Consider the following 19,056-nt stretch of genomic DNA (forward strand, 5'->3'; position numbering starts at 1 on the left):
GTTATGAACTTTATGATGTGTAATTTTCTTTGAGGCTGTAATGGAAATTAAAAAAATTGCCTTTATTGGTCTGGGAGTGATGGGGCGCCCAATGGCTTTGCGACTTGCTAAGGCTGGCCATGAATTAGCAGTTTACGACATTAATCCTCAGGCAATGGCTGAATTTAAGGCCTATAAAAATTGCCGAATGGCCAATTCTCCGGCGGATGCTGCGCAGAATGTGAGTTATGTATTTACGATGCTACCCGACTCTGATTTTATTGATGAGGCGCTATTCGGTGCGAATGGAGCTGCGGCAAGTATGCCTAAAAATGCGCTCTTAATCGAAATGAGCACTGGTAATGCGACCCGTTTTATGAAAACAGTCGAACGGCTTGAGGCGCTGGGATTAAGAGCCATTGACGCGCCAATGGGGCGTACTCCGACAGACGCTGCTCAAGGTGACTTATTGGTTTTGGTTGGAGCAGATGAAGCAATCTTGAATGAGGTTAGACCTTTATTAGAAAATTTTGGCAAAGATATTATGCATATCGGCCCAGTTGGTAACGCGATTAAATTAAAGCTGATTAATAACTATATGAGTATGGTGAGCATGGTGCTAACTGCTGAAACACTCATGTTTGCTAGCAAGCTTGGCCTCGATCGCGACACGACAGTTAAGGTTTTGCAAAATACGGTTGCTGGTAGGGGCCAAATTAATGTGAATTTTCCGAAAAAAGTTTTAGCAGGTGATATTACGCCAGACTTCCCATTAGCACTTGGTTTGAAAGACATTAGTTTGGCAATTGAGCTTGCCAAGTCTGCAGGGGTGCCGCTCTTTTTGGGCGGTGTTTCTCGCGAGCTATTTTCCTTAGCAAAACCGTGGGGTAGAGCACAGCAAGACTGTACGGCGATGCTGCTGCTGTTAGAGGATATATGCAACACTCCAACTACATCGAAATAATGGGGTATTTCAACTGATTAGCACCATTTTGAGGAATGGGGCAATCCCTCGTAATGTAGTTTGCTTTAAAATTAGTTTATGAAGCCTAATCAGTACCTTTATATTTCCATCGTCTCTTTTTTGCTGATCATTGTGGCAATCTTTTTGCAGCAAGTGGGCTATCAAGGCGTTTTCTATGCACCGTGCCCCTTATGTATTTTGCAGCGAGTTGGCTTTTTGGGGATTGCAATTATGTGCTTTATGGCCGCTAGCTTTGCCTATTTTGCGCGTTGGTTTCAGGCCCTCGCTTTGCTCTCAAGTATTTTTGGTCTAGGTGTTGCAAGTCGGCACGTATGGATTTTGTATCACCCTGAGGTGTCCTGCGGGATTGATCCGCTAGAAACCTGGATTAATCAATTTCAGATCGTCAATGGCTTGCCTTGGCTTTTTAAGGCCGATGGATTTTGCACAGCGCAATTGCCCTTGATCTTTGGGTTAGCAGTACCGGTTTGGTCTTTAATTTGGTTTGTCATTTTAACCAGCGTGCTCTTAATCACCCTGTTCAAAAAGAAATAAACTACAACTTACTTCTAACTTTTAGTACTTAGCTAATAGCAACTTCATCTTAGCCTAAGGTAGTTTTAAGGCCTGAATGTGAATACAATCATGATTCCTCTTATTTTAAGAATGTTAAGGAATTTCAATGACCTATTTTGCGGATAACTCAGAAACCATTGGTGGCACCCCCTTGGTACGCTTAAATCGGGTTACTGATGGCGCCAAAGCGACTGTACTTGCAAAGATTGAGGGGCGTAATCCTGCCTATTCAGTGAAGTGCCGCATTGGGGTAGCGATGATTAATGACGCTGAGAAGCGTGGCATCTTAGGACCTGGCAAAGAATTAGTTGAGCCTACTAGCGGTAATACTGGTATTGCATTAGCGTTTGTTGCGGCTGCACGAGGCATTCCACTCACCTTAACGATGCCCGAGACGATGAGTCTTGAGCGGAGAAAACTATTAACTGCCCTAGGCGCCAAATTGGTATTAACTGAAGGCGCTAAAGGGATGAATGGCGCTATAGCAAAGGCCAGCGAAATTGTGGCGTCTGACCCCAATAAATATGTTTTATTGCAGCAATTTAGTAATCCATCCAATCCTGCTATTCATGAGGCTACAACTGGCCCAGAAATTTGGGCTGATACCAATGGTAAGATTGATGTTTTTGTCTCTGGTGTTGGCACAGGCGGTACCTTAACTGGGGTCAGCCGCTACATTAAAAAAACCCAAGGCAAAGCAATCGAGACCGTAGCGGTAGAGCCAACTGCTAGCCCAGTCATTACCCAGAAACTGAATGGCGAGGAAATAAAGCCAGGCCCCCATAAAATTCAAGGAATTGGCGCGGGCTTTATTCCTGAAAATTTAGATTTATCGCTGGTCGATCGTGTAGAGCAAGTAACTAATGAAGAAGCTATTGCCATGGCGCGCCGCATAGCTAAAGAAGAAGGAATTCTAGTTGGCATTTCTTGTGGAGCGGCGGCGGCTGCAGCTGTGCGTTTAGCAAAGCTGCCAGAGTATGCGGGCAAAACGATTGTGGTGGTATTGCCCGATACAGCCGAGCGTTATTTAAGCTCAGCTTTATTTGAGGGCGTATTCGATGAAAAAGGCTTGGCTGCTGCTTAAGCTTTAGGAGCGGTTAATTTTCTTCTTCTCTTCGTAAGTGGGGAAAGAGGATCACGTCACGAATATTCGGAGAATCAGTCAGTAGCATCACTAGACGATCGATCCCAATACCGCATCCACCGGTGGGGGGCATGCCATATTCAAGGGCGCGAATGAAGTCGTGGTCAAAGTACATGGCCTCTTCATTGCCAGCTTCTTTTTCTGCAACTTGTTTACGAAAACGCTCAGCTTGATCTTCAGCATCATTTAGCTCTGAGAAGCCATTAGCAATTTCACGGCCCGTAATAAATAACTCAAAGCGTTCGGTAATGCCTGGGCGTGAATCCGATTCTCTGGCGAGTGGGCTCACCTCAATTGGGTAGTCGATGATGTAGGTGGGCTCCCAGAGATGCTCTTCTGCTACGAGCTCAAATAAGGCTAATTGCAAGCCACCTAGACCAGCATTTTTTAAGGCAGGACCGTTTGGATCGATACCGCCTTTTTTCAATTCAGCACGAATAAAATCAGCGTCTTCTAGCTGATTAGCAACATAATTTTTATTCGCTAAGGGGGCGTATTTTAAGATTGCCGCAGTAATACTGAGGCGTTGAAATGGCTTACTTAAATCGAGTTCACGGCCTTGGTGGCTAAGCACTGCAGTACCCTGTGCGTGGATCGCAGCAACTCGAATCAGGTTTTCAGTGAAATCCATGAGCCACAGATAGTCGGTATACGCAGCGTAGAATTCCATCATCGTAAATTCAGGGTTATGACGCGGGCTTACTCCTTCATTACGAAAATTACGATTAATTTCGAAAACCCGTTCAAAGCCACCCACCACTAAGCGCTTTAAGTAGAGTTCAGGCGCAATACGTAAAAACATTTGCATATCAAGCGCATTGTGATGCGTTATAAATGGTTTTGCCGTGGCGCCACCAGGAATGGAGTGCAACATGGGAGTTTCTACTTCCATAAAACTCGCATCAATCATCTGCTGGCGAATTGAAGCAATAACTTTGCTGCGCGCTAAAAAAGTATTTCGACTTTCAGGGGTCACAATTAAGTCGACATAACGTTGACGGTATTTCAGTTCTTGATCTGCGAGCCCATGAAATTTATCGGGTAGGGGGCGCAGAGATTTAGTGAGGAGCCGCAAATTTTTACACTCGACTGAAAGCTCGCCTTTATTGGTTTTAAAGAGAATGCCTTCAGCAGCGATAAAGTCGCCTAAATCCCAGTGTTTAAAGGCGTTGTGTTTATCCGCCCCAAGGTGATCATCGGTAATATAAAACTGAATCTGCCCGCTACGATCTTGAATGGTGGCAAAACTGGCTTTACCCATGACGCGCTTTAACACCATACGGCCAGCGACTTTGACAGAAATTGCTTGGGAAGCTAAATCTTCTTTGCTGATGGCATCATAATGTTGATGCAAGTCAGCAGATAAGTGGCTTGGTACAAAATCATTGGGAAAGGCAACGCCAGATTCGCGTAGCTTACTGAGTTTTTCTCGACGCTCGGCAATGATGTGATTTTCATCTAGCGCTTCAGGGGAGGCTGGGGCCGAGTTAATTTTGAGGTCTTTATCGTTCATAAGAGCACAGTAATTTAGTTAAACACCTTGCTTGAGGCTGGCTTCAATAAAGGCATCGAGATCGCCATCTAATACCTTTTGTGTATTGGAAATTTCAACATTAGTACGTAGGTCTTTAATGCGGCTTTGGTCTAGTACATAAGAGCGTATTTGATGACCCCAGCCCACATCGGTTTTGGTAGCCTCTAGTTTATCTTGCTCGACCCGACGTTTTTGCATTTCATGTTCGTACAGCCTGGATTTGAGCATGCTCATGGCCTCAGCCCGGTTGCGGTGTTGGCTGCGGTCATTTTGGCATTGCACCACGATTCCTGTTGGCATGTGCGTTAGGCGGACCGCCGAATCGGTTTTATTAATATGTTGCCCACCCGCTCCCGAAGCCCGATAGGTGTCGGTACGAATATCTGCGGGGTTAATATCAATTTCAATCGAGTCATCAATTTCTGGATAAACATAAATACTAGCGAAAGAGGTATGGCGACCATTTGAGGAATCAAAAGGCGATTTGCGCACTAAACGATGCACCCCTGTTTCAGAACGTAAGTGCCCATACGCATATTCGCCATCGACTTTAATAGTGGCGCTTTTAATGCCAGCCACATCGCCATCGGATTCTTCTAAAATTTCGGTTTTATAGCCTTTACGTTCGCAATATTTTAAGTATTGGCGGTAGAGCATGCTAGCCCAGTCGCAGGCTTCAGTGCCACCTGCACCAGCTTGAATATCAATAAAGCAGCTACACGGATCCATTTCATTATGAAACATCCGGCGAAATTCAAGGTCAGCAATGATGGTGCCGTACGCTTTAATATCCTGCTCCAGCGCAATTAAGGTTTCATCTTCATTTTCATCGCGGGCTAATTCAAATAATTCTTGCGCGCCAATAATATTGTGATTCAGTTGGGTTAAGGTAAGAACTACCCCTTCGAGCATTTTCTTTTCTTTGCCCAGTGCTTGAGCTTGCTTTTGATCGTCCCAAATTTTGGGATCTTCAAGAATTTGATTAACTTCAGTTAGGCGACGTGATTTGACGTCGAAGTCAAAGATACCCCCGAAGCGCTTGCTCGCGAGCTAGCAAATCGTTAAGGGTATTGCTAATTAGATTAAGTTGTTCGGCTTCCATGGGATGATTATAAGGGCTGCGGCAAAAGTAGCTTAGGCATTCTTAGGGGGGTTGTTAGGCATTAAGGTCGCAGGCCTCGATCATGAGCTGTACTCGGGCTTGTCCCTGATACCGATCCGTTACTAGTCGATAAGCTAGCCTAACCTTTGCGGGTAGGGTTTGGGTTTGATTAAACCAAACTCCTGTAACGGGTTTGCTTGTTTGCATACCTGATCCACTCTCAATAGTACGTAACTGTAAGCGCAGATGCTTTTCTTTCATGAGGCTTTGTTGTAATACCTCAAACTCGCCGTAGAAAATGGGTTGAGGAAAGCCTTGTCCCCAAATTTCACTGGCTAATAAATCACCGATTTCGGGAGTTAATTCAGCACTTAAAAGCGCGCCATCATGCATACAGCGCTTTTCTAATAAATCAGCAGAGAGCAATTCACCGGCGACTGTTTGAAACGTTTGGTCAAAGAGCGCAAAATCCGTACTTTTAATCGTAAGGCCAGCAGCCATGGCATGGCCACCAAATTTTAGAATTAAGCCAGGCTCTCGCTTGGAAACTAAATCGAGGGCATCGCGCAAATGAAAACCGCTTAGCGATCTTCCTGAGCCGCGTAATTCGTCGTTTTCAGCAGGCGCAAATACAATTGCCGGCCGATTAAAACGTTCTTTAAGGCGTGAAGCAACAATACCCACGACACCCTGATGCCAAGCAGAATTCCATAAACAAATACTCGAACGTGCAGCAAAGTCGTGTTGTAATTCTTGCTCAGCCAAATGGGCGAGAGCGGTTTCTTGCATGCCGCTTTCGATCACGCGGCGCTCGCGGTTAATGCGGTCTAGTTCATTGGCAATCGTTTGCGCTTCTACGGAATCATCAGTGAGTAGGAGGCGAATTCCTAGCGTCATATCGGCTAAGCGGCCAGCAGCATTCAGTCTGGGACCAAGTGCAAAGCCTAAATCAAAAGCACTGGCTTTCATGGGATCGCGCGCCGCGGCATTAAAAAGAGCAGTAATACCCAGTTGGCAATTGCCATTTTGCATCCGGCGTAAACCATTGGCTACTAAGATGCGGTTATTGCGATCGAGTTGAGCGACATCCGCTACTGTGCCTAGGGCAACCAAATCGAGGAGGTTCTCAATTTTAGGTTGGTTAGCTTGGGTAAAGTGATCACGTGCACGTAGCTCTGCACGCAGGGCAATTAAAAGATAAAACATCACACCTACCCCGGCAAGAGCCTTACTGGGGAAAGGGCAGCCAGTTTGATTTGGATTCACAATTGCCAATGCTTTAGGCACTTGTGCAGCTGGCAAATGGTGATCGGTAATGATGACTTCCATTCCTAGCTCACGCGCACGGTTGACCCCAGCTTCACTAGCGATACCGTTATCGACTGTAATTAAAAACTCGGGACGCGGAATTTGTTGGGCAGCGAGCTCAACCACTTCTGGCGTTAGCCCATAACCCATCGTAAAGCGATTAGGCACTAAAAAACTTACTGGTGATGCAGGACTTAACATTTTCAAACCGCGTAGAGCAACAGCACAAGCCGTAGCGCCATCGCAATCGTAATCGGCAACAACTAGAATAGGGCGTTTTTGTAACAGGATATCGGCCAATATTGAAGCAGTACTGAGACAATTTTTTAGCTCTTTAGGCGCAATCAGTTCTTTTAAATCGAGCGACAGTAGATTGGGATTTTCAATACCGCGCGCTGCATAGAGTTTTGCGAGTAGCGGATGTAAACCACTTTGCGCTAACCAAGTGGCAGTTCGTTCGGAAAAGGCTCGAGGGATAAAGCGCATTAAGAGTTTGATTCAAGCAGGTCTTGCCAAGACGGCGGAGTATACGTCTGCCAAAATAAGAGTGAGCGTAATAGGCTGCCGAAACCTTTGGTAGGAAGTAAATCAGCGCGCGTAATGGTGCGTTGCCGTGGTTCGGCGCTCGGGAAATCAATTACGATCAATTCATCTAATTGTCCGGCAAGTAATGCCGTACTAAGTTGGGGCCAAATTTCAGCGGGTTTATTTAGCCACGCAAATGCACCGATAAACGGGTTATTAGGTTGAGCAAAATCGATTGTCGACGAGGGCTTATCGGCCATACTAGGTTTATTTAAATAGCGTGCAAGACCCGTTAATAAAAGATGATCGCCAATAAGGGCAGTTGCCTCTTGAATTGCCGGTGGTACGTGAACATCAGCTAAGGCGCCAATGCCACTAAGCCAAATAGAATTGACCCGAGGCAAGCCTTGTTCTTCACGCGCGTCGTTTGTGGAATCAATATGCCAGAGCATTTGGATTTCATTTTGGAGTTTGCGCCAGCGCTTAGCTACCCCTTCTAAGGAAGTATCGCGTGGTGACCACCAGTCGATATTGCGGCCATGGGCCTGATCCGTACTATGGGTATTGAGGGTAGCAAACTCGGTCACTGCTAAGCCAAGTTCTACGAACCAATACGCATGGTGAGGGTTAATTGGCGTAGTGCCAAAATCTTCAGCTAACAAGGGTTTGGCGGCAGTAAATAAAGCTGATCCATCAGCTGGGCTAAGCGCTAAGAGGGCTGGGTTCGTAAGGATCAAATGATCGCGGGTCGCATGCAAATGAATGGCTTGTAGGCAAGCAAAGACCCGATTTTTTACTTGCTCTTGGGGTAGACCAAGACCCAGCATCAGAATGGGGGCTAGTGGCAAAGCTTGCTTAGGATGAGCGTAAGCCAGCAAAAAACGTTCGTGTGGTAAGCCCACAGGCGGCTCTATGGCTGTGTCAGCAAGGGCATCTTCGCCTGCTAGCATCAGGGTAAAGCGGCGCAAGGGGGTTTCCAAGGAACGAGTCATTCCCTTGATTTTATGGGGCATTTAGTAATTCCTGCATAGTGTTGTGCTGAATTCACTAAACTGATGGTATGAAGACACTTCCAATTGAGTTAGAAATTGGCTTACGCTATACCCGGTCGAAGCGCCGCAAGGCCGTGGGTAAGCAAGATGGATTTTTATCGTTTATTTCCGCCATTTCAACCGCGGGCATTGCTTTAGGGGTTGCTTCACTTATCGTGGTTTTATCAGTGATGAATGGTTTTCAAAAAGATGTGCGTGATCGCATGCTTTCGGTCTTATCCCATATTGAAATTACCACTGCGGATAGCATGGGCGACTGGCAGTCCTTGGCAAAGAAAGTCGCGACCCAAGCCCATGTGGTTGGAGTAGCGCCGATGGTGACGTCCCAAGGTTTACTCAGTCGGGGCGGCACGATGCGCGGCGTAGCCTTACGCGGCGTATTACCCTCTGAAGAAGGTCAAGTAAGCGATATACCGAAGCAATTTGTTGCCGGCAGTATTGATAACTTACAAGCAGGATCTTTTGGTGTGGTGCTTGGTGCTGAGCTGGCTAATATGCTCGGTGCTCGTATGGGTGACCGAGTGAATTTAATTGTGCCCGAGGGCGATTTAACCCCTGCTGGAGTCATGCCGCGCATGCGTTCCTTGCAAGTGGTTGGTATTGTTGATAGTGGCCATTATGAATACGATAGTTCCTTAGCGATCTTGCATTGGCAAGATGCCGCAGCTTTACTGCGTTTAAATAACCCATCGGGCCTGCGCGTGAAGGTCGATGACATGCAACGGGCGCCGGAAATTGCACAGCAACTCTCGGCACTATTACCTCAGGCTTTATGGGTCACCGACTGGTCTCGCTCGAATCGCAATTGGTTTGCCGCAGTACAAACCGAAAAGAAAATGATGTTCATTATTCTCACTTTGATAATTGCCGTAGCAACCTTTAATTTAGTTTCTACATTAGTGATGACAGTGAATCAAAAGCAAGCTGATATTGCAATTTTGCGCACCATGGGCGCTAGTCCTGGTTTAATTCAGCGCATTTTTCTAATTCAAGGTTTAGCGATTGGTTTAATGGGTTCTTTGGCAGGAGTGGGCTTAGGCTTATTAATTGCTCTCAATATTGATGTCATCGTCCCAACCATTGAAGCCATCTTTCGGGTGCGTTTCTTACCGCGTGATGTGTATTTTATTAGCGAACTTCCTTCTGATGTGCGCTTAAGTGATGTCTTAACCGTCGGCTTAATGTCATTTGGCTTATCGATTTTGGCGACCCTTTACCCCAGTAGACGCGCTGCTAAAGTGCAACCCGCCGAGGCTTTGCGCTATGAATAAGATCATTACTGCACATGGCCTAGCTAAAACCTATGGCAAGGGACCAACTGCAGTTGAGGTGTTGAAGAATGTTGATTTAGCGGTGAATGCCGCTGAGAAAGTGGCAATTGTGGGTTCTTCTGGTTCGGGTAAAAGTACCTTGTTGCATTTATTGGGTGGCTTAGACAACCCAAGTGCTGGCGAAGTGATGTTAGTGGGCGAGAATATAAAACAGCTTTCAGTTGAAAAAATCGATCGCTTGCGTAATCAAAGTTTAGGATTTATTTATCAATTTCATCATCTATTAGATGAATTTACTGCCCTTGAAAATGTTGCCTTACCACTACGTATACGTGGTCTCTCTCAAGAGGAGTCGCTAGAACGAGCCCGTGAACTTTTACACGCAGTCGGTTTAAAAGCCCGCGAGCGTCATACCCCAGGTGAATTATCAGGCGGTGAGCGCCAACGCGTTGCAGTTGCGCGTGCTTTAGTTGGTAACCCCGCTTGCGTTTTAGCTGACGAACCAACTGGTAATTTAGATACTGAAACTGCTGACGCTGTGTTTGATCTGATGCTTGATGTCGCGCGTGAAAAAAATACCGCTTTTGTGATTGTTACCCATGATCCATTGCGCGCGAAACGGTGCGATCGTATTTTGCGTTTAGATCACGGAATTTTGCAGCCCTATGTGGCTCGATAGTCATTGTCATTTAGACGCACCTGAATTTTCGGCACGCCTACCTTTAGTAGTTGAGGCGGCAGCAAAAAATTCAGTAAGCGCCATTCTTGTTCCTGCAGTGGAGGTAGCTGATTTTGCGATAGCGCGCGAGTTAGCGCATCAATACGCAGAAGTTATTCCTGGACTCGTCTATACCTTAGGAATCCACCCTTTATATATAGGGCGTGCGCAAGATACCGATCTTACAGTGCTAGCAACTGCTGTAGAAAAAGCACTGGATGACCCCCGTTTTGTAGGCATTGGTGAAATTGGTCTTGATTATTTTGTGGAAGGACTTGACCCCAAGCGCCAAGCTTTTTTCTTTGAGGCGCAACTTGATTTAGCGCAGCAATTGAATCTGCCCGTAATCATGCATGTACGCCGCTCGCAAGACGCGATTTTGAAAGCCTTGCGGCAAAGAAAAATTACGGGCGGCATAGCCCATGCCTTTAATGGCAGCTTTCAGCAAGCTGAACAGTTTTTAGATCTAGGCTTTAAGTTAGGCTTTGGTGGTGCAGCGACTTATCCACGGGCCTTACAAATTCGGCGCTTGGTGAGTGATTTACCCATTAGTGCGATAGTGATTGAAACCGATGCCCCCGATATACCACCAGCATGGTTAAGGGATGAGGGGATTCATGATAACGAACCGGCTTTTTTACCGCGTATTGCCAAGGAACTAGCGGAACTGCGTAACTTAGAGCCAGCCGTGTTTGCTCAAGCCGTTTGGCAAAACGCTGCTGAAGCATTGCCGCGCTGGGCGCCTTTACTGAGCTCACCCCATTTTCCTAAAGTAGTTTAGATGTTGCGTTATGGTATAGCGGCGTGGATCGCCGGGGGATCTGCCGTATTATTTTTTTCAAACTTACCACGCTTCTTCGAGCTCGGTTTGGCTGTACTTATCTTCATACTAGCTATTGCCTGGAAATTCACTACTAATCGGCGGGTGGTGGGTATTGTCTTATTATTTTTATTAGGATGTGCTTGCTCGACTTGGTTTGTACAGCAGCGTTTAAGTACTGAACTACCGACGCAATATGAAGGGATTGACTTGTGGGTGGAGGGCTATGTAGATGCCCTACCGCAAGGGGATGAAAAGGGTGCACGCTTTTCTTTTGTGATTGAGCGTTATCTCAAGGCTGAATTGAACGCATTATCACTGCCCCGTAAAGTGTATTTAAGTTGGCAATCACCTTGGCGAAGTCAACAAGCTATTCCAGTAATAAAGCCAGGCCAAGTATGGCAATTACAGATTAAATTAAAACGTCCGCATGGCAGTTTGAATTTGCACGGCTTTGATTTTGAACGGTGGTTATTTCAGTACGGATATCGTGCCAGTGGTTCAGTACGATCGGGTGAGTTGTTAATCGAAAAGACTGCCACACTACCTTGGTCTTTTTTTACGATGATTGAGCGGCAGCGGTGGCACTTGCGGGATAAAATTCAACGCTTAATAAACGCCAATGCCCCTTATCGTGGGGTATTGATTGCCCTAGTGTTAGGTGATCAAAATGCCATTCCTCAAGCTGACTGGAAAGTATTTAATGCCACTGGTATTGGTCACTTAATCAGCATTTCAGGCTTACACGTCACCATGATTGCTGGTTTAGGGGCAGCTCTTGCAGGGCAGTTATGGCGAAGAGGTGCTTTGCCTTTATGGTGCCCAATACCTCAGGTTACTGCCCTAGCAGGTTTGCTTAGTGCTTTTGCTTATGCTTGGTTAGCCGGTTTTCAAATTCCTGCCCAAAGGACGATGTATATGGTTGGAGTAGTGGCAGCCGCAGTATGGTCTGGCAGAATTCCACGTGCATTTGATATTTGGTGGTGGGCCTTGGCATTGGTTTTCTTGATAGATCCAATGGCGCCATACACCCCAGGTTTTTGGCTCTCATTTGGCGCGGTTGCTGCTATTTTGTATTCAATGGGTGACTCAGCAGGCTTACTGGGTATTCCAACTGGCAAAGAATTAGAGTCGGCTTGGCGTACCCGGGCACTCATTGCTTTGCGTGAGGCTTGTCGGGTACAAGCAGTTGTGACCATTGCCTTACTGCCATTTACCTTGTATTGGTTTTATCAAACATCCGTAGTTTCGCCACTGGCAAATGCTTTAGCAATTCCTTTAATTAGTTACGTAGTGACGCCACTTGCTTTAAGTGGCGCTTTTTTACCCGAGTGGCTCGGTAAACCTTGTTTAATTTTGGCGCATAGCTGTATGGAGTGGATAGGCTACGTATTAACTTGGCTAGCATCATTATCATGGGCGGTTGCTTGGTCGCATCAACCCACAATTTGGGCAGGTGTTTTGTCGGTGCTTGGCATTGCGCTAGCAATTCGCCCTGGAACACTTCAGGTGCGTTGGCGTTCGCGTTGTCTCGGGCTAATACTGTGCACCACTTTATTTTGGCGAAATTCCGTAGGTTTAATGCCGGGCGAGTTTAGGGCAAGCGTTTTTGATATTGGCCAAGGTACCGCTGTTTTAATTGAGACTGCCACGCGGCGTTTACTCTACGATGCGGGACCCATTCAAGGAAAACGCAATGATGCAGGGGCACAAATCTTATTACCCTACTTTCGTGGTGCAGGTATCACTGAGATTGATCGTTTGGTAATTAGTCACAGCGATAGCGATCACGTGGGCGGGGTAGGTACTTTACTGAAGAGCATCCAGTTCAATTCATTTATGGGCTCACTGCCGGCGCATAACTCGGTATTTAAACAAATTCAAGCAGCTCAGGTTGTTAGCTTACCTTGTCGATATGGACAATATTGGCAGTGGGATGAGGTCGAGTTTCGCATTTGGCACCCTAGTGAGCTAAGTAGTTTCGCTGCTAGCCAATATACGGGCAAACCAAACGAAATGAGCTGTGTTTTAGAAGTGCGCAATGCGCAGGCCTCGCTTTGGCTCACTGGTGATGTTGAGAAGCAGGGCGAAGCGGCAATTGTTACGCGTTTAAAACAACCCGAATTTGCTGGCTTCAATATAGCTGCGCTTGCTAATCATGAGCTTATTTTTATGGCGCCTCATCATGGCAGTAAAACTTCTTCCTCACTTGACTTACTAAGACTATTAAGTCCCGATGCTGCATTTGCTCAAAACGGTTATCGCAATCGCTACGGCCATCCACATCCTTTAGTTAGCGCTAGATACCAAGCATTAGATATTCCTCTAACAAATACACCTTTAACTGGGATGCAAACTTGGGTCGCACGCCGCAATCAATTAGAGACATATTTTATGCGTAATAAAGTACGCCGGCTTTGGCATGATCAAGCGCCAACCTAAGCAATCAGAGTCTTTAATAGGGGTAAGCCAGCGACATATCCTTCAAGCACATCCCCTTTTTTTACTGCAGCTACACCGGCAGGCGTGCCAGAAAAAATTAAATCACCTGGTTCAAGTGCAAATAAGGTTGATAGATAGGCAATTGTGTCAGGCACATTCCAAATCATCATGGCTAAGTCACCTTCTTGTTTAATCACGCCATTGACTTTGAGATTAATCAATCCTTTAGCAGGATGACCGCATTGACTTACTGGAACGAGATTTGAGCAGGGCGCTGATTCATCAAAGGCTTTACCGGTATCCCAAGGGCGGCCCATTTTTTTTGCCTCACCTTGTAAATCGCGGCGCGTCATATCAAGACCCACGCCATAACCCCACACATGCTTAAGTGCATCAGCAGGTGCAATATTAGAGCCACCAATACCAATAGCTACGACCATTTCAATTTCGTGATGCAGATCTTGCGTTAAAGAAGGGTATTTCATGTCTTTGCCGTCAGTCACAATTGAGGTGGCTGGCTTCATAAAAAAGAAGGGCGGTTCACGATCAGGATCATGGCCCATTTCACGTGCGTGATCGGCGTAGTTACGCCCTACACAATAGATCCGGTTCACAGGAAAGCGGCGGGTATCACCTTCAACTGCAATGGAATTGATTTTTGGGGCGGCAATGACAAATTCGGTACTCATGACAATCCTTTCGGGGGGTAAAGAGGTAAATTGCTAGCTACTATAGCATCAGATAAAGGGCCAAAATTCAATGCTAGAATCAAATTCAAATATTATAAAAAATAAATTAATTGGAGAGAGTCTTGGCGAATCCTTTTTCACGCTTTTTAGTTAGCTGGATTTTTATTGTTGGCACCATTTTTGTGCCGTTATCGGCACAGGCGCAAGCTGATTATCCCAATAAGCCAATTCGGCTCATTATTGGTTTTCCACCTGGGGGCTCTACTGATATTGTTGGGCGAATCGTAGCGCAGAAGCTAGGAGAGCGCCTTGGCCAGACGATAGTTGTTGAAAATCGGGCTGGAGCAGGCGGCACGATTGGTGCAGAGTTGGCTGCCAAAGCAGCGCCTGACGGGTATACACTAACGATCGGCACTACCAGCACTCATGCAGTAGCTGCAGGGGCTTATTCGAAGTTACCGTATGACCCTGTTAAGGGTTTTATGCCCATTTCTTTGGTAGCGGTAACACCCTATTTATTAGTAGTGAATCCCAAAGTGCCCGCAAATAATTTGGCAGAGTTAGTAGCTTTAGCCAAAAGCCAACCTGGCAAACTCAATTATGCTTCAGCCGGCAATGGCTCAACCACCCATTTAGCGATGGAAATGTTAAATGATGTGGCGGGCATTAAAGTGGTGCATGTTCCTTATAAAGGAAATGCCCAAGCCGATTTAGCAATTCTGTCGAATGAAGTTCAGGTATTGTTTGGTTCAATGCCTGCTTTATTACAAAATGCTAAAGCAGATAAAGTCAGGCCTTTGGCAGTAGGTAGTGCTAAGCGCTCAGTTGCCTTACCAAATGTACCTACGGTTGCTGAAAGCGGGTACCCCGGCTTTGAGGCGGCACTTTGGTTGGGAGTTTTAGCTCCGGCTGGCACCCCTAAGCCAATTATTGAGCGATTAAACAAAGAGTTGGTCAGTATTGTGGCTACGCCTGATTTTAAAGTGCTGATGGAGAAGAATGGTGCAGAACCCATCAGTAATTCGCCCGATCAATTTGGCAGCATGATACGTGCTGAAGTAGAGCGGTATAGCAAAGTTGTTAAAAATATCGGCCTTAAATTAGACTAAGTAAAGACCAAAAATAGTGCAAAATAGCGTGATTCATTTTATCCACCAACAGTAGAAAGTAAGACCATGGCCACCAAGAAATCCCCAAGTAAAAAAATGGCCTCTAAAAAAGCAGTTAAAAAAGGTGTTAAGCGCGTTGCCACTAAAAAGCCAGCAGTAAAAAAGCCAACTGCTAAGGCCGCAGCTAAGCCAGTAGCAAAAAAAGCAGCAGCAAAAAAGCCAGCTGCTAAATCGAATGCCAAATCGAGCAAGGCTACAGCAGTGAAAAAAGTACAAATTGAAACTTTTGATCAGCCACTAGAAACTCTATCGCAGTTGCAACCCATTACTTACGCTTTAATGCGTTGGGCTAAAAGCTTAGGCTTTCAAGATTCGATTGAAATCGATCCCGATGGTAATGGCGCGCAGTGGGAATTAACCGTTGAATCGAGTAATTCTAAAATTGAGTATCAGTGCTTCTTTAATACCTTTGAAGAAAGCGGCTTAATTACGATGTCGATTTATTATCTTGATCATGAGATTCCTGCAAAGAATTTAAGTAAAGCAAAAGATTTAATTTTGCAAAGCAACTTGAACTGTTTTGTTGGTCAGTTTCAATTAGCCAATGAAGATAAATTCTTGCGTTATTACTCAGCAGTTGATCTTGAGGATATTGAAGCCATTGATCCCCGCTTAATTGGTAATATGTTCCATGCTGGTAACCAGTTTATGGGCGGCTTTATCGATCAGTTTATTAAGATCGCTATCAAGGCAAAATAAAGCCACGTCATAGGCGCGCTAAAGACTCACTTCATCATTTTGAAATGGAAAAGGTATTGTCAGATGTCAGAAACAGGTAAACAGGCTCCTAATGTCATTGGTATTTGGGTTGGTCAAACGAATGACGCTGTGATTGGGGGAGGTAGTCACTACCCCGGCGGTAAGTCAGGCGAAGTTCGTTTTCTGAGTTCAACAGTGACCTATCAATTTGATAAGCAATCAAACCGCGCCTTTGCTGGAGTCTTTACGATTGCCAACCATACCGTGCCAATCGTTGGCTCATTTAGTGGTGATCTAGTCAGTGGCACGATGGCTGATAAGGACGGGACCTACACCTTTAAGATGCTCGGTCAAAATCAAATATCCATCTTTTTCGCTTCAACCACGACGGATCCCGCTGATAAGTCAGCTGGGCCAGTAGCTGATTGTCACGAAATTACTAGACAGTAATTAAAGCGGGAGTAAATAAATACCAACCCGAGGGTTGGTATTTATTAATCCTTACTTATCCATCACCTGTTTTACAGCATCGATTACAGCTTCGACGGGTAGTGCGCCAGCAACGATATTGACTTTGCCATTGTCCTTATTAATGATGATCACACCAGGTGTACCGGAAATACCAGCAGCCTGACCATCTTTAATATCGGCGGCGATTTGTTTTTTCAGCTCAGCATCATTAGCTATGCATGATTTAAATTGATCGACATTTAAGCCTTGCTCAGTTGCTAACTTTAGGAGTGGATGAACCCCTTTTTCTGCTGGGATACCTTGGTTATTGCCTTTAGTTAATTTAAAAATGGCCTCGGCGTATTTCCAAAATCCAGCACTGCCGCCTTGTTGGTATGCACAGATAGACGCACCGGCTTCTTTAGAGGCGAGAGGCTCATGAAAAGGTAATGGGTAATGACGCCATACTAGATTAACTTGACCAGGCATGGCATCGACCACTTTTTTTAGAGGTCTCGTGAAAGCGTTGGCAATAAGGGCACTCAAAGTCTGAATATTCAATAATCGTAATTGGCGCGCTAGCTTGTCCATAGATAGGTTCAGTCTTAGGATCGACTTTGCGGGCATTTTTGGCTTTTTCAATTTGCGCTTGGCGCTGCTTTTGTGCTTCAGCTTGCTTGGCTAATTCTTCTTTTTTCTTGAGACGATCAAGGCTTCTTTGTACTGCCGGGTCTAGTGCGCCAGTACTTTCTAATTGGTTAATGAGTTTATCGGTAGCAGCATTAGTAGGGGATGTATTAGCAGGGCTTGTACTTGCAGGGGCCTGTGCAAAAGAGGTCGAAGTAAGTAAAGCAAAACAGGCGCTAAAGAACCCGATTTTGACGAAAGAAAACATGATGGCCTCGCAAAAAGAAAACGCAACCTTAATATAGGTACACCACAAATTTAAGCTAAGCAGGTAGCGGCCCATCTAAAAATGAACGCTCCCACGCCATATGTGGATATTTGAATAGCAAATCCACGCAGGGTGTGGAACCTTTTTAATAGTAAAAAATGAACGCGCGCGTTGTGCAATCGACTGTATGAATGGAGGCTAAAAAATTTTCCCCAACGTGGTGCAAAACAGCAGGGTATTAGCTTGAAATAGTGATTGGAGTTAGGCATAATGCCAAGCAAATATTGCGTATTTACAAACCCCTAAATTTGGAATTTAGACCTAGACTACTATGAAATCATTTACCAATAGCCGCATCAAATCTTTGCGTCTTATTCTGTTGACATTATTTATATGTTCCTTAGCCGCCTGTGGTGGCGGAAATGATTCCTCTACTACTACAACAAGTAGCACACCTAGTTCCAGCACTCCTAGTACTGCTACACCAACTAGCCTTGCTGGTTGTATGAAGGCGGTTGGTGGTCCAACGGATGCCTGTTTAATTGCAGTACAAGCTACTACCACTGAAGATGCCTGCAATATCCTTGGCGGATGTAGCGGCACTAAATCTGATGGCACTTTTGTTTACTCTAAAGCCTTATCAGGCTGTGCCACCCAAAAAAATGTTGCCACTGGCAAGCCCTCTTCTTCAACAAACTGTAATGGCGCTATTGCTGCGTCTACTTCCAAAGATGCTTGTACTGATCTGGGAGCAAATCATCCAAGTGGACATTGGTCTAGTGTTAGGAGCAACGATAAAACACTGCAAAGCAAATTAAAGTGTGCCTATGTACTAACTACTACTAGCGGAAAATAACTAATTCTTATCCTCAGCCCGGCTCATGTATCTTGCCTCAATCTAAAGATCAAATCTACTATGAATAAGATTACAAAACTCCTCATCTCTACTTTATTTACCATCGCAGCTTGCGTAACTGCTGGAAGTTTGGGGGCGCAGACTTGGTCTGGAGGTAGCAACAATTGCACACCAACAACAGGGTCGAATTATTCTTGTATGTGTCCCAATGGCTACACTTTTGGAATTGCCAATTACACCAATTGCGGAATGAACGATAACACGATGGGGGGATGCTGGAATCCTTCTACTGGCACTTGCAATTCTTGTGGTTTGGACGGAACAATTAGTCTAGATAATGCAGCTTGTTTTGGAGGTAGTAATGGCCAATCAAGCATATCAGGGGGCTTAAATGGCGACGCCCTGGGCAATTCTTGCACGCAAAATTCTGATTGTGTAATGTGGGATAGTCCTAGCAACCCTACTACTGGTGGGGGGTGTAACTTCTACTACCCCTACACCTGCTACTCCTCCGATATCCGCCTTAAGCGCGACATCGTTTTACTTGGTCAAACAGAGCAGGGTATTAAGCTCTATTCATTTAAATACCTATGGTCTGATCAAGTCTATGTCGGTGTAATGGCCCAAGACCTATTAGAAAATCCCAAGTGGCAAGATGCTGTGATTACTAACCCGAGTGGTTACTATTCAGTGATCTACAGCAAGCTTGGACTGGAGATGGTGACATTAGAGCAATACCAACAGGTTAGTACCGTTGCGCTATTAAAATAGCTTGATTAATAAATTAAGTAGCCTAGCAGCCAATACCAAGCCAGGGCATCACCCTAAAAACCAAAAAGGCCTTAAAGACATAATCGCCTTTA

The 19,056-nt window shown here is 45.4% G+C and carries 19 protein-coding genes; 12 read left to right on the plus strand and 7 right to left on the minus strand.

What is annotated here, in order from left to right; genetic code table 11:
• Positions 1-40 precede the first annotated feature (40 nt).
• From LZT21_RS04310 to cysK, 3 genes are all read left to right on the plus strand, one after another.
• Entirely contained in the window at positions 41-943 is a 903-nt protein-coding gene (locus tag LZT21_RS04310; RefSeq protein ID WP_233989382.1) for an NAD(P)-dependent oxidoreductase, read from the plus strand.
• Positions 944-1,021: 78 nt separating this feature from the next.
• Positions 1,022-1,498, plus strand: coding sequence for a disulfide bond formation protein B (locus LZT21_RS04315; RefSeq protein ID WP_233923799.1), 477 nt, complete (start codon positions 1,022-1,024; stop codon positions 1,496-1,498).
• Between the two features lie 127 nt (positions 1,499-1,625).
• Positions 1,626-2,603 (plus strand): cysteine synthase A, encoded by a 978-nt coding sequence (cysK, locus tag LZT21_RS04320; protein WP_233923800.1) that lies wholly within the window; start codon positions 1,626-1,628, stop codon positions 2,601-2,603.
• A gap of 13 nt (positions 2,604-2,616) precedes the next feature.
• Here the strand turns inward: cysK and lysS are convergent, their stop codons facing one another.
• The 4 genes from lysS to LZT21_RS04340 all read right to left on the minus strand — a co-directional run bounded on the left by lysS (position 2,617) and on the right by LZT21_RS04340 (position 8,145).
• Positions 2,617-4,176: a lysine--tRNA ligase gene (gene lysS, locus LZT21_RS04325; RefSeq protein ID WP_233989384.1), complete on the minus strand. Its 1,560-nt coding sequence runs from the start codon at positions 4,174-4,176 to the stop codon at positions 2,617-2,619.
• 18 nt (positions 4,177-4,194) lie between these two features.
• Positions 4,195-5,299, minus strand: a protein-coding gene (prfB, locus tag LZT21_RS04330) for a peptide chain release factor 2 (protein ID WP_233923802.1) whose coding sequence is annotated in 2 segments (ribosomal slippage) — positions 4,195-5,217 and positions 5,219-5,299 — 1,104 coding nt in all. Because the reading frame shifts where the segments join, the coding sequence is not laid out codon by codon here.
• A 54-nt stretch (positions 5,300-5,353) separates the two neighbouring features.
• Entirely contained in the window at positions 5,354-7,093 is a 1,740-nt protein-coding gene (gene recJ / locus LZT21_RS04335) for a single-stranded-DNA-specific exonuclease RecJ (RefSeq protein WP_233989393.1), read from the minus strand.
• Positions 7,093-8,145: a hypothetical protein gene (locus LZT21_RS04340; protein WP_233989395.1), complete on the minus strand. Its 1,053-nt coding sequence runs from the start codon at positions 8,143-8,145 to the stop codon at positions 7,093-7,095. Before LZT21_RS04340 ends, recJ begins: the two co-directional genes overlap by 1 nt.
• 47 nt (positions 8,146-8,192) lie before the next feature.
• Here LZT21_RS04340 and LZT21_RS04345 point away from each other — a divergent pair, with 47 nt between their 5' ends.
• From LZT21_RS04345 to LZT21_RS04360, 4 genes are read left to right on the plus strand one after another with little or no spacing between them, the layout of a single operon-like run.
• Positions 8,193-9,455 carry a lipoprotein-releasing ABC transporter permease subunit gene (locus tag LZT21_RS04345; protein ID WP_233923805.1) on the plus strand — a complete coding sequence of 421 codons (1,263 nt, stop codon included), beginning with the start codon at positions 8,193-8,195 and terminating at the stop codon, positions 9,453-9,455.
• A complete protein-coding gene (lolD, locus tag LZT21_RS04350) occupies positions 9,448-10,134 on the plus strand; it encodes a lipoprotein-releasing ABC transporter ATP-binding protein LolD (RefSeq protein ID WP_233989408.1) in 687 nt (228 codons plus the stop codon). The genes LZT21_RS04345 and lolD overlap by 8 nt, the downstream gene beginning before the upstream one ends.
• Positions 10,121-10,954, plus strand: a complete 834-nt coding sequence (locus LZT21_RS04355) for a TatD family hydrolase (protein WP_233989410.1) — start codon at positions 10,121-10,123, stop codon at positions 10,952-10,954. The genes lolD and LZT21_RS04355 overlap by 14 nt, the downstream gene beginning before the upstream one ends.
• The gene (locus LZT21_RS04360) at positions 10,955-13,435 is read left to right on the plus strand and encodes a DNA internalization-related competence protein ComEC/Rec2 (RefSeq protein ID WP_233989412.1); all 2,481 of its coding nucleotides are present in this window, start codon (positions 10,955-10,957) and stop codon (positions 13,433-13,435) included.
• Here the strand turns inward: LZT21_RS04360 and LZT21_RS04365 are convergent.
• Positions 13,432-14,124: a fumarylacetoacetate hydrolase family protein gene (locus LZT21_RS04365; RefSeq protein ID WP_233989414.1), complete on the minus strand. Its 693-nt coding sequence runs from the start codon at positions 14,122-14,124 to the stop codon at positions 13,432-13,434. The genes LZT21_RS04360 and LZT21_RS04365 overlap by 4 nt on opposite strands.
• 122 nt (positions 14,125-14,246) lie before the next feature.
• On the opposite strand from LZT21_RS04365, the gene LZT21_RS04370 reads away from it, so the two are divergent.
• From LZT21_RS04370 to LZT21_RS04380, 3 genes are all read left to right on the plus strand, one after another.
• Positions 14,247-15,233 carry a tripartite tricarboxylate transporter substrate binding protein gene (locus tag LZT21_RS04370; RefSeq protein ID WP_233989416.1) on the plus strand — a complete coding sequence of 329 codons (987 nt, stop codon included), beginning with the start codon at positions 14,247-14,249 and terminating at the stop codon, positions 15,231-15,233.
• A gap of 66 nt (positions 15,234-15,299) precedes the next feature.
• Positions 15,300-15,992, plus strand: a complete 693-nt coding sequence (locus LZT21_RS04375; RefSeq protein ID WP_233989418.1) for a hypothetical protein — start codon at positions 15,300-15,302, stop codon at positions 15,990-15,992.
• A 63-nt stretch (positions 15,993-16,055) separates the two neighbouring features.
• Positions 16,056-16,442 carry a hypothetical protein gene (locus LZT21_RS04380; RefSeq protein WP_233989421.1) on the plus strand — a complete coding sequence of 129 codons (387 nt, stop codon included), beginning with the start codon at positions 16,056-16,058 and terminating at the stop codon, positions 16,440-16,442.
• Between the two features lie 51 nt (positions 16,443-16,493).
• Here the strand turns inward: LZT21_RS04380 and LZT21_RS04385 are convergent, their stop codons facing one another.
• Positions 16,494-16,931: a thioredoxin domain-containing protein gene (locus LZT21_RS04385; protein WP_233989428.1), complete on the minus strand. Its 438-nt coding sequence runs from the start codon at positions 16,929-16,931 to the stop codon at positions 16,494-16,496.
• The gene (locus tag LZT21_RS04390) at positions 16,915-17,337 is read right to left on the minus strand and encodes a thioredoxin domain-containing protein (protein ID WP_233989430.1); all 423 of its coding nucleotides are present in this window, start codon (positions 17,335-17,337) and stop codon (positions 16,915-16,917) included. The genes LZT21_RS04385 and LZT21_RS04390 overlap by 17 nt, the downstream gene beginning before the upstream one ends.
• 331 nt (positions 17,338-17,668) lie before the next feature.
• Here LZT21_RS04390 and LZT21_RS04395 point away from each other — a divergent pair, with 331 nt between their 5' ends.
• Together LZT21_RS04395 and LZT21_RS04400 are read left to right on the plus strand one after the other, a co-directional pair.
• Positions 17,669-18,193 carry a hypothetical protein gene (locus tag LZT21_RS04395; RefSeq protein ID WP_233989432.1) on the plus strand — a complete coding sequence of 175 codons (525 nt, stop codon included), beginning with the start codon at positions 17,669-17,671 and terminating at the stop codon, positions 18,191-18,193.
• A gap of 60 nt (positions 18,194-18,253) precedes the next feature.
• Positions 18,254-18,964 (plus strand): tail fiber domain-containing protein, encoded by a 711-nt coding sequence (locus LZT21_RS04400; protein ID WP_233989434.1) that lies wholly within the window; start codon positions 18,254-18,256, stop codon positions 18,962-18,964.
• The last annotated feature ends 92 nt before the right edge of the window (positions 18,965-19,056 follow it).

The sequence above is a fragment of the Polynucleobacter sp. IMCC 30228 genome (assembly GCF_021395205.1).
In the GTDB taxonomy this organism is placed as follows: domain Bacteria; phylum Pseudomonadota; class Gammaproteobacteria; order Burkholderiales; family Burkholderiaceae; genus Polynucleobacter.

Excerpts from the sequence above, each read along its gene's own strand:
- LZT21_RS04315 (WP_233923799.1), top strand. The coding sequence starts at position 1,022 with ATGAAGCCTAATCAGTACCTTTATATTTCCATCGTCTCTTTTTTGCTG.
- LZT21_RS04390 (WP_233989430.1), bottom strand. The coding sequence starts at position 17,337 with ATGTTTTCTTTCGTCAAAATCGGGTTCTTTAGCGCCTGTTTTGCTTTA.
- LZT21_RS04345 (WP_233923805.1), top strand. The coding sequence starts at position 8,193 with ATGAAGACACTTCCAATTGAGTTAGAAATTGGCTTACGCTATACCCGG.
- LZT21_RS04400 (WP_233989434.1), top strand. The coding sequence starts at position 18,254 with ATGAATAAGATTACAAAACTCCTCATCTCTACTTTATTTACCATCGCA.
- LZT21_RS04360 (WP_233989412.1), top strand. The coding sequence starts at position 10,955 with ATGTTGCGTTATGGTATAGCGGCGTGGATCGCCGGGGGATCTGCCGTA.
- lysS (WP_233989384.1), bottom strand. The coding sequence starts at position 4,176 with ATGAACGATAAAGACCTCAAAATTAACTCGGCCCCAGCCTCCCCTGAA.
- cysK (WP_233923800.1), top strand. The coding sequence starts at position 1,626 with ATGACCTATTTTGCGGATAACTCAGAAACCATTGGTGGCACCCCCTTG.
- LZT21_RS04365 (WP_233989414.1), bottom strand. The coding sequence starts at position 14,124 with ATGAGTACCGAATTTGTCATTGCCGCCCCAAAAATCAATTCCATTGCA.
- LZT21_RS04380 (WP_233989421.1), top strand. The coding sequence starts at position 16,056 with ATGTCAGAAACAGGTAAACAGGCTCCTAATGTCATTGGTATTTGGGTT.
- LZT21_RS04385 (WP_233989428.1), bottom strand. The coding sequence starts at position 16,931 with ATGCCTGGTCAAGTTAATCTAGTATGGCGTCATTACCCATTACCTTTT.
- LZT21_RS04395 (WP_233989432.1), top strand. The coding sequence starts at position 17,669 with ATGAAATCATTTACCAATAGCCGCATCAAATCTTTGCGTCTTATTCTG.
- LZT21_RS04375 (WP_233989418.1), top strand. The coding sequence starts at position 15,300 with ATGGCCACCAAGAAATCCCCAAGTAAAAAAATGGCCTCTAAAAAAGCA.
- recJ (WP_233989393.1), bottom strand. The coding sequence starts at position 7,093 with ATGCGCTTTATCCCTCGAGCCTTTTCCGAACGAACTGCCACTTGGTTA.
- lolD (WP_233989408.1), top strand. The coding sequence starts at position 9,448 with ATGAATAAGATCATTACTGCACATGGCCTAGCTAAAACCTATGGCAAG.
- LZT21_RS04310 (WP_233989382.1), top strand. The coding sequence starts at position 41 with ATGGAAATTAAAAAAATTGCCTTTATTGGTCTGGGAGTGATGGGGCGC.
- LZT21_RS04355 (WP_233989410.1), top strand. The coding sequence starts at position 10,121 with ATGTGGCTCGATAGTCATTGTCATTTAGACGCACCTGAATTTTCGGCA.
- LZT21_RS04340 (WP_233989395.1), bottom strand. The coding sequence starts at position 8,145 with ATGCCCCATAAAATCAAGGGAATGACTCGTTCCTTGGAAACCCCCTTG.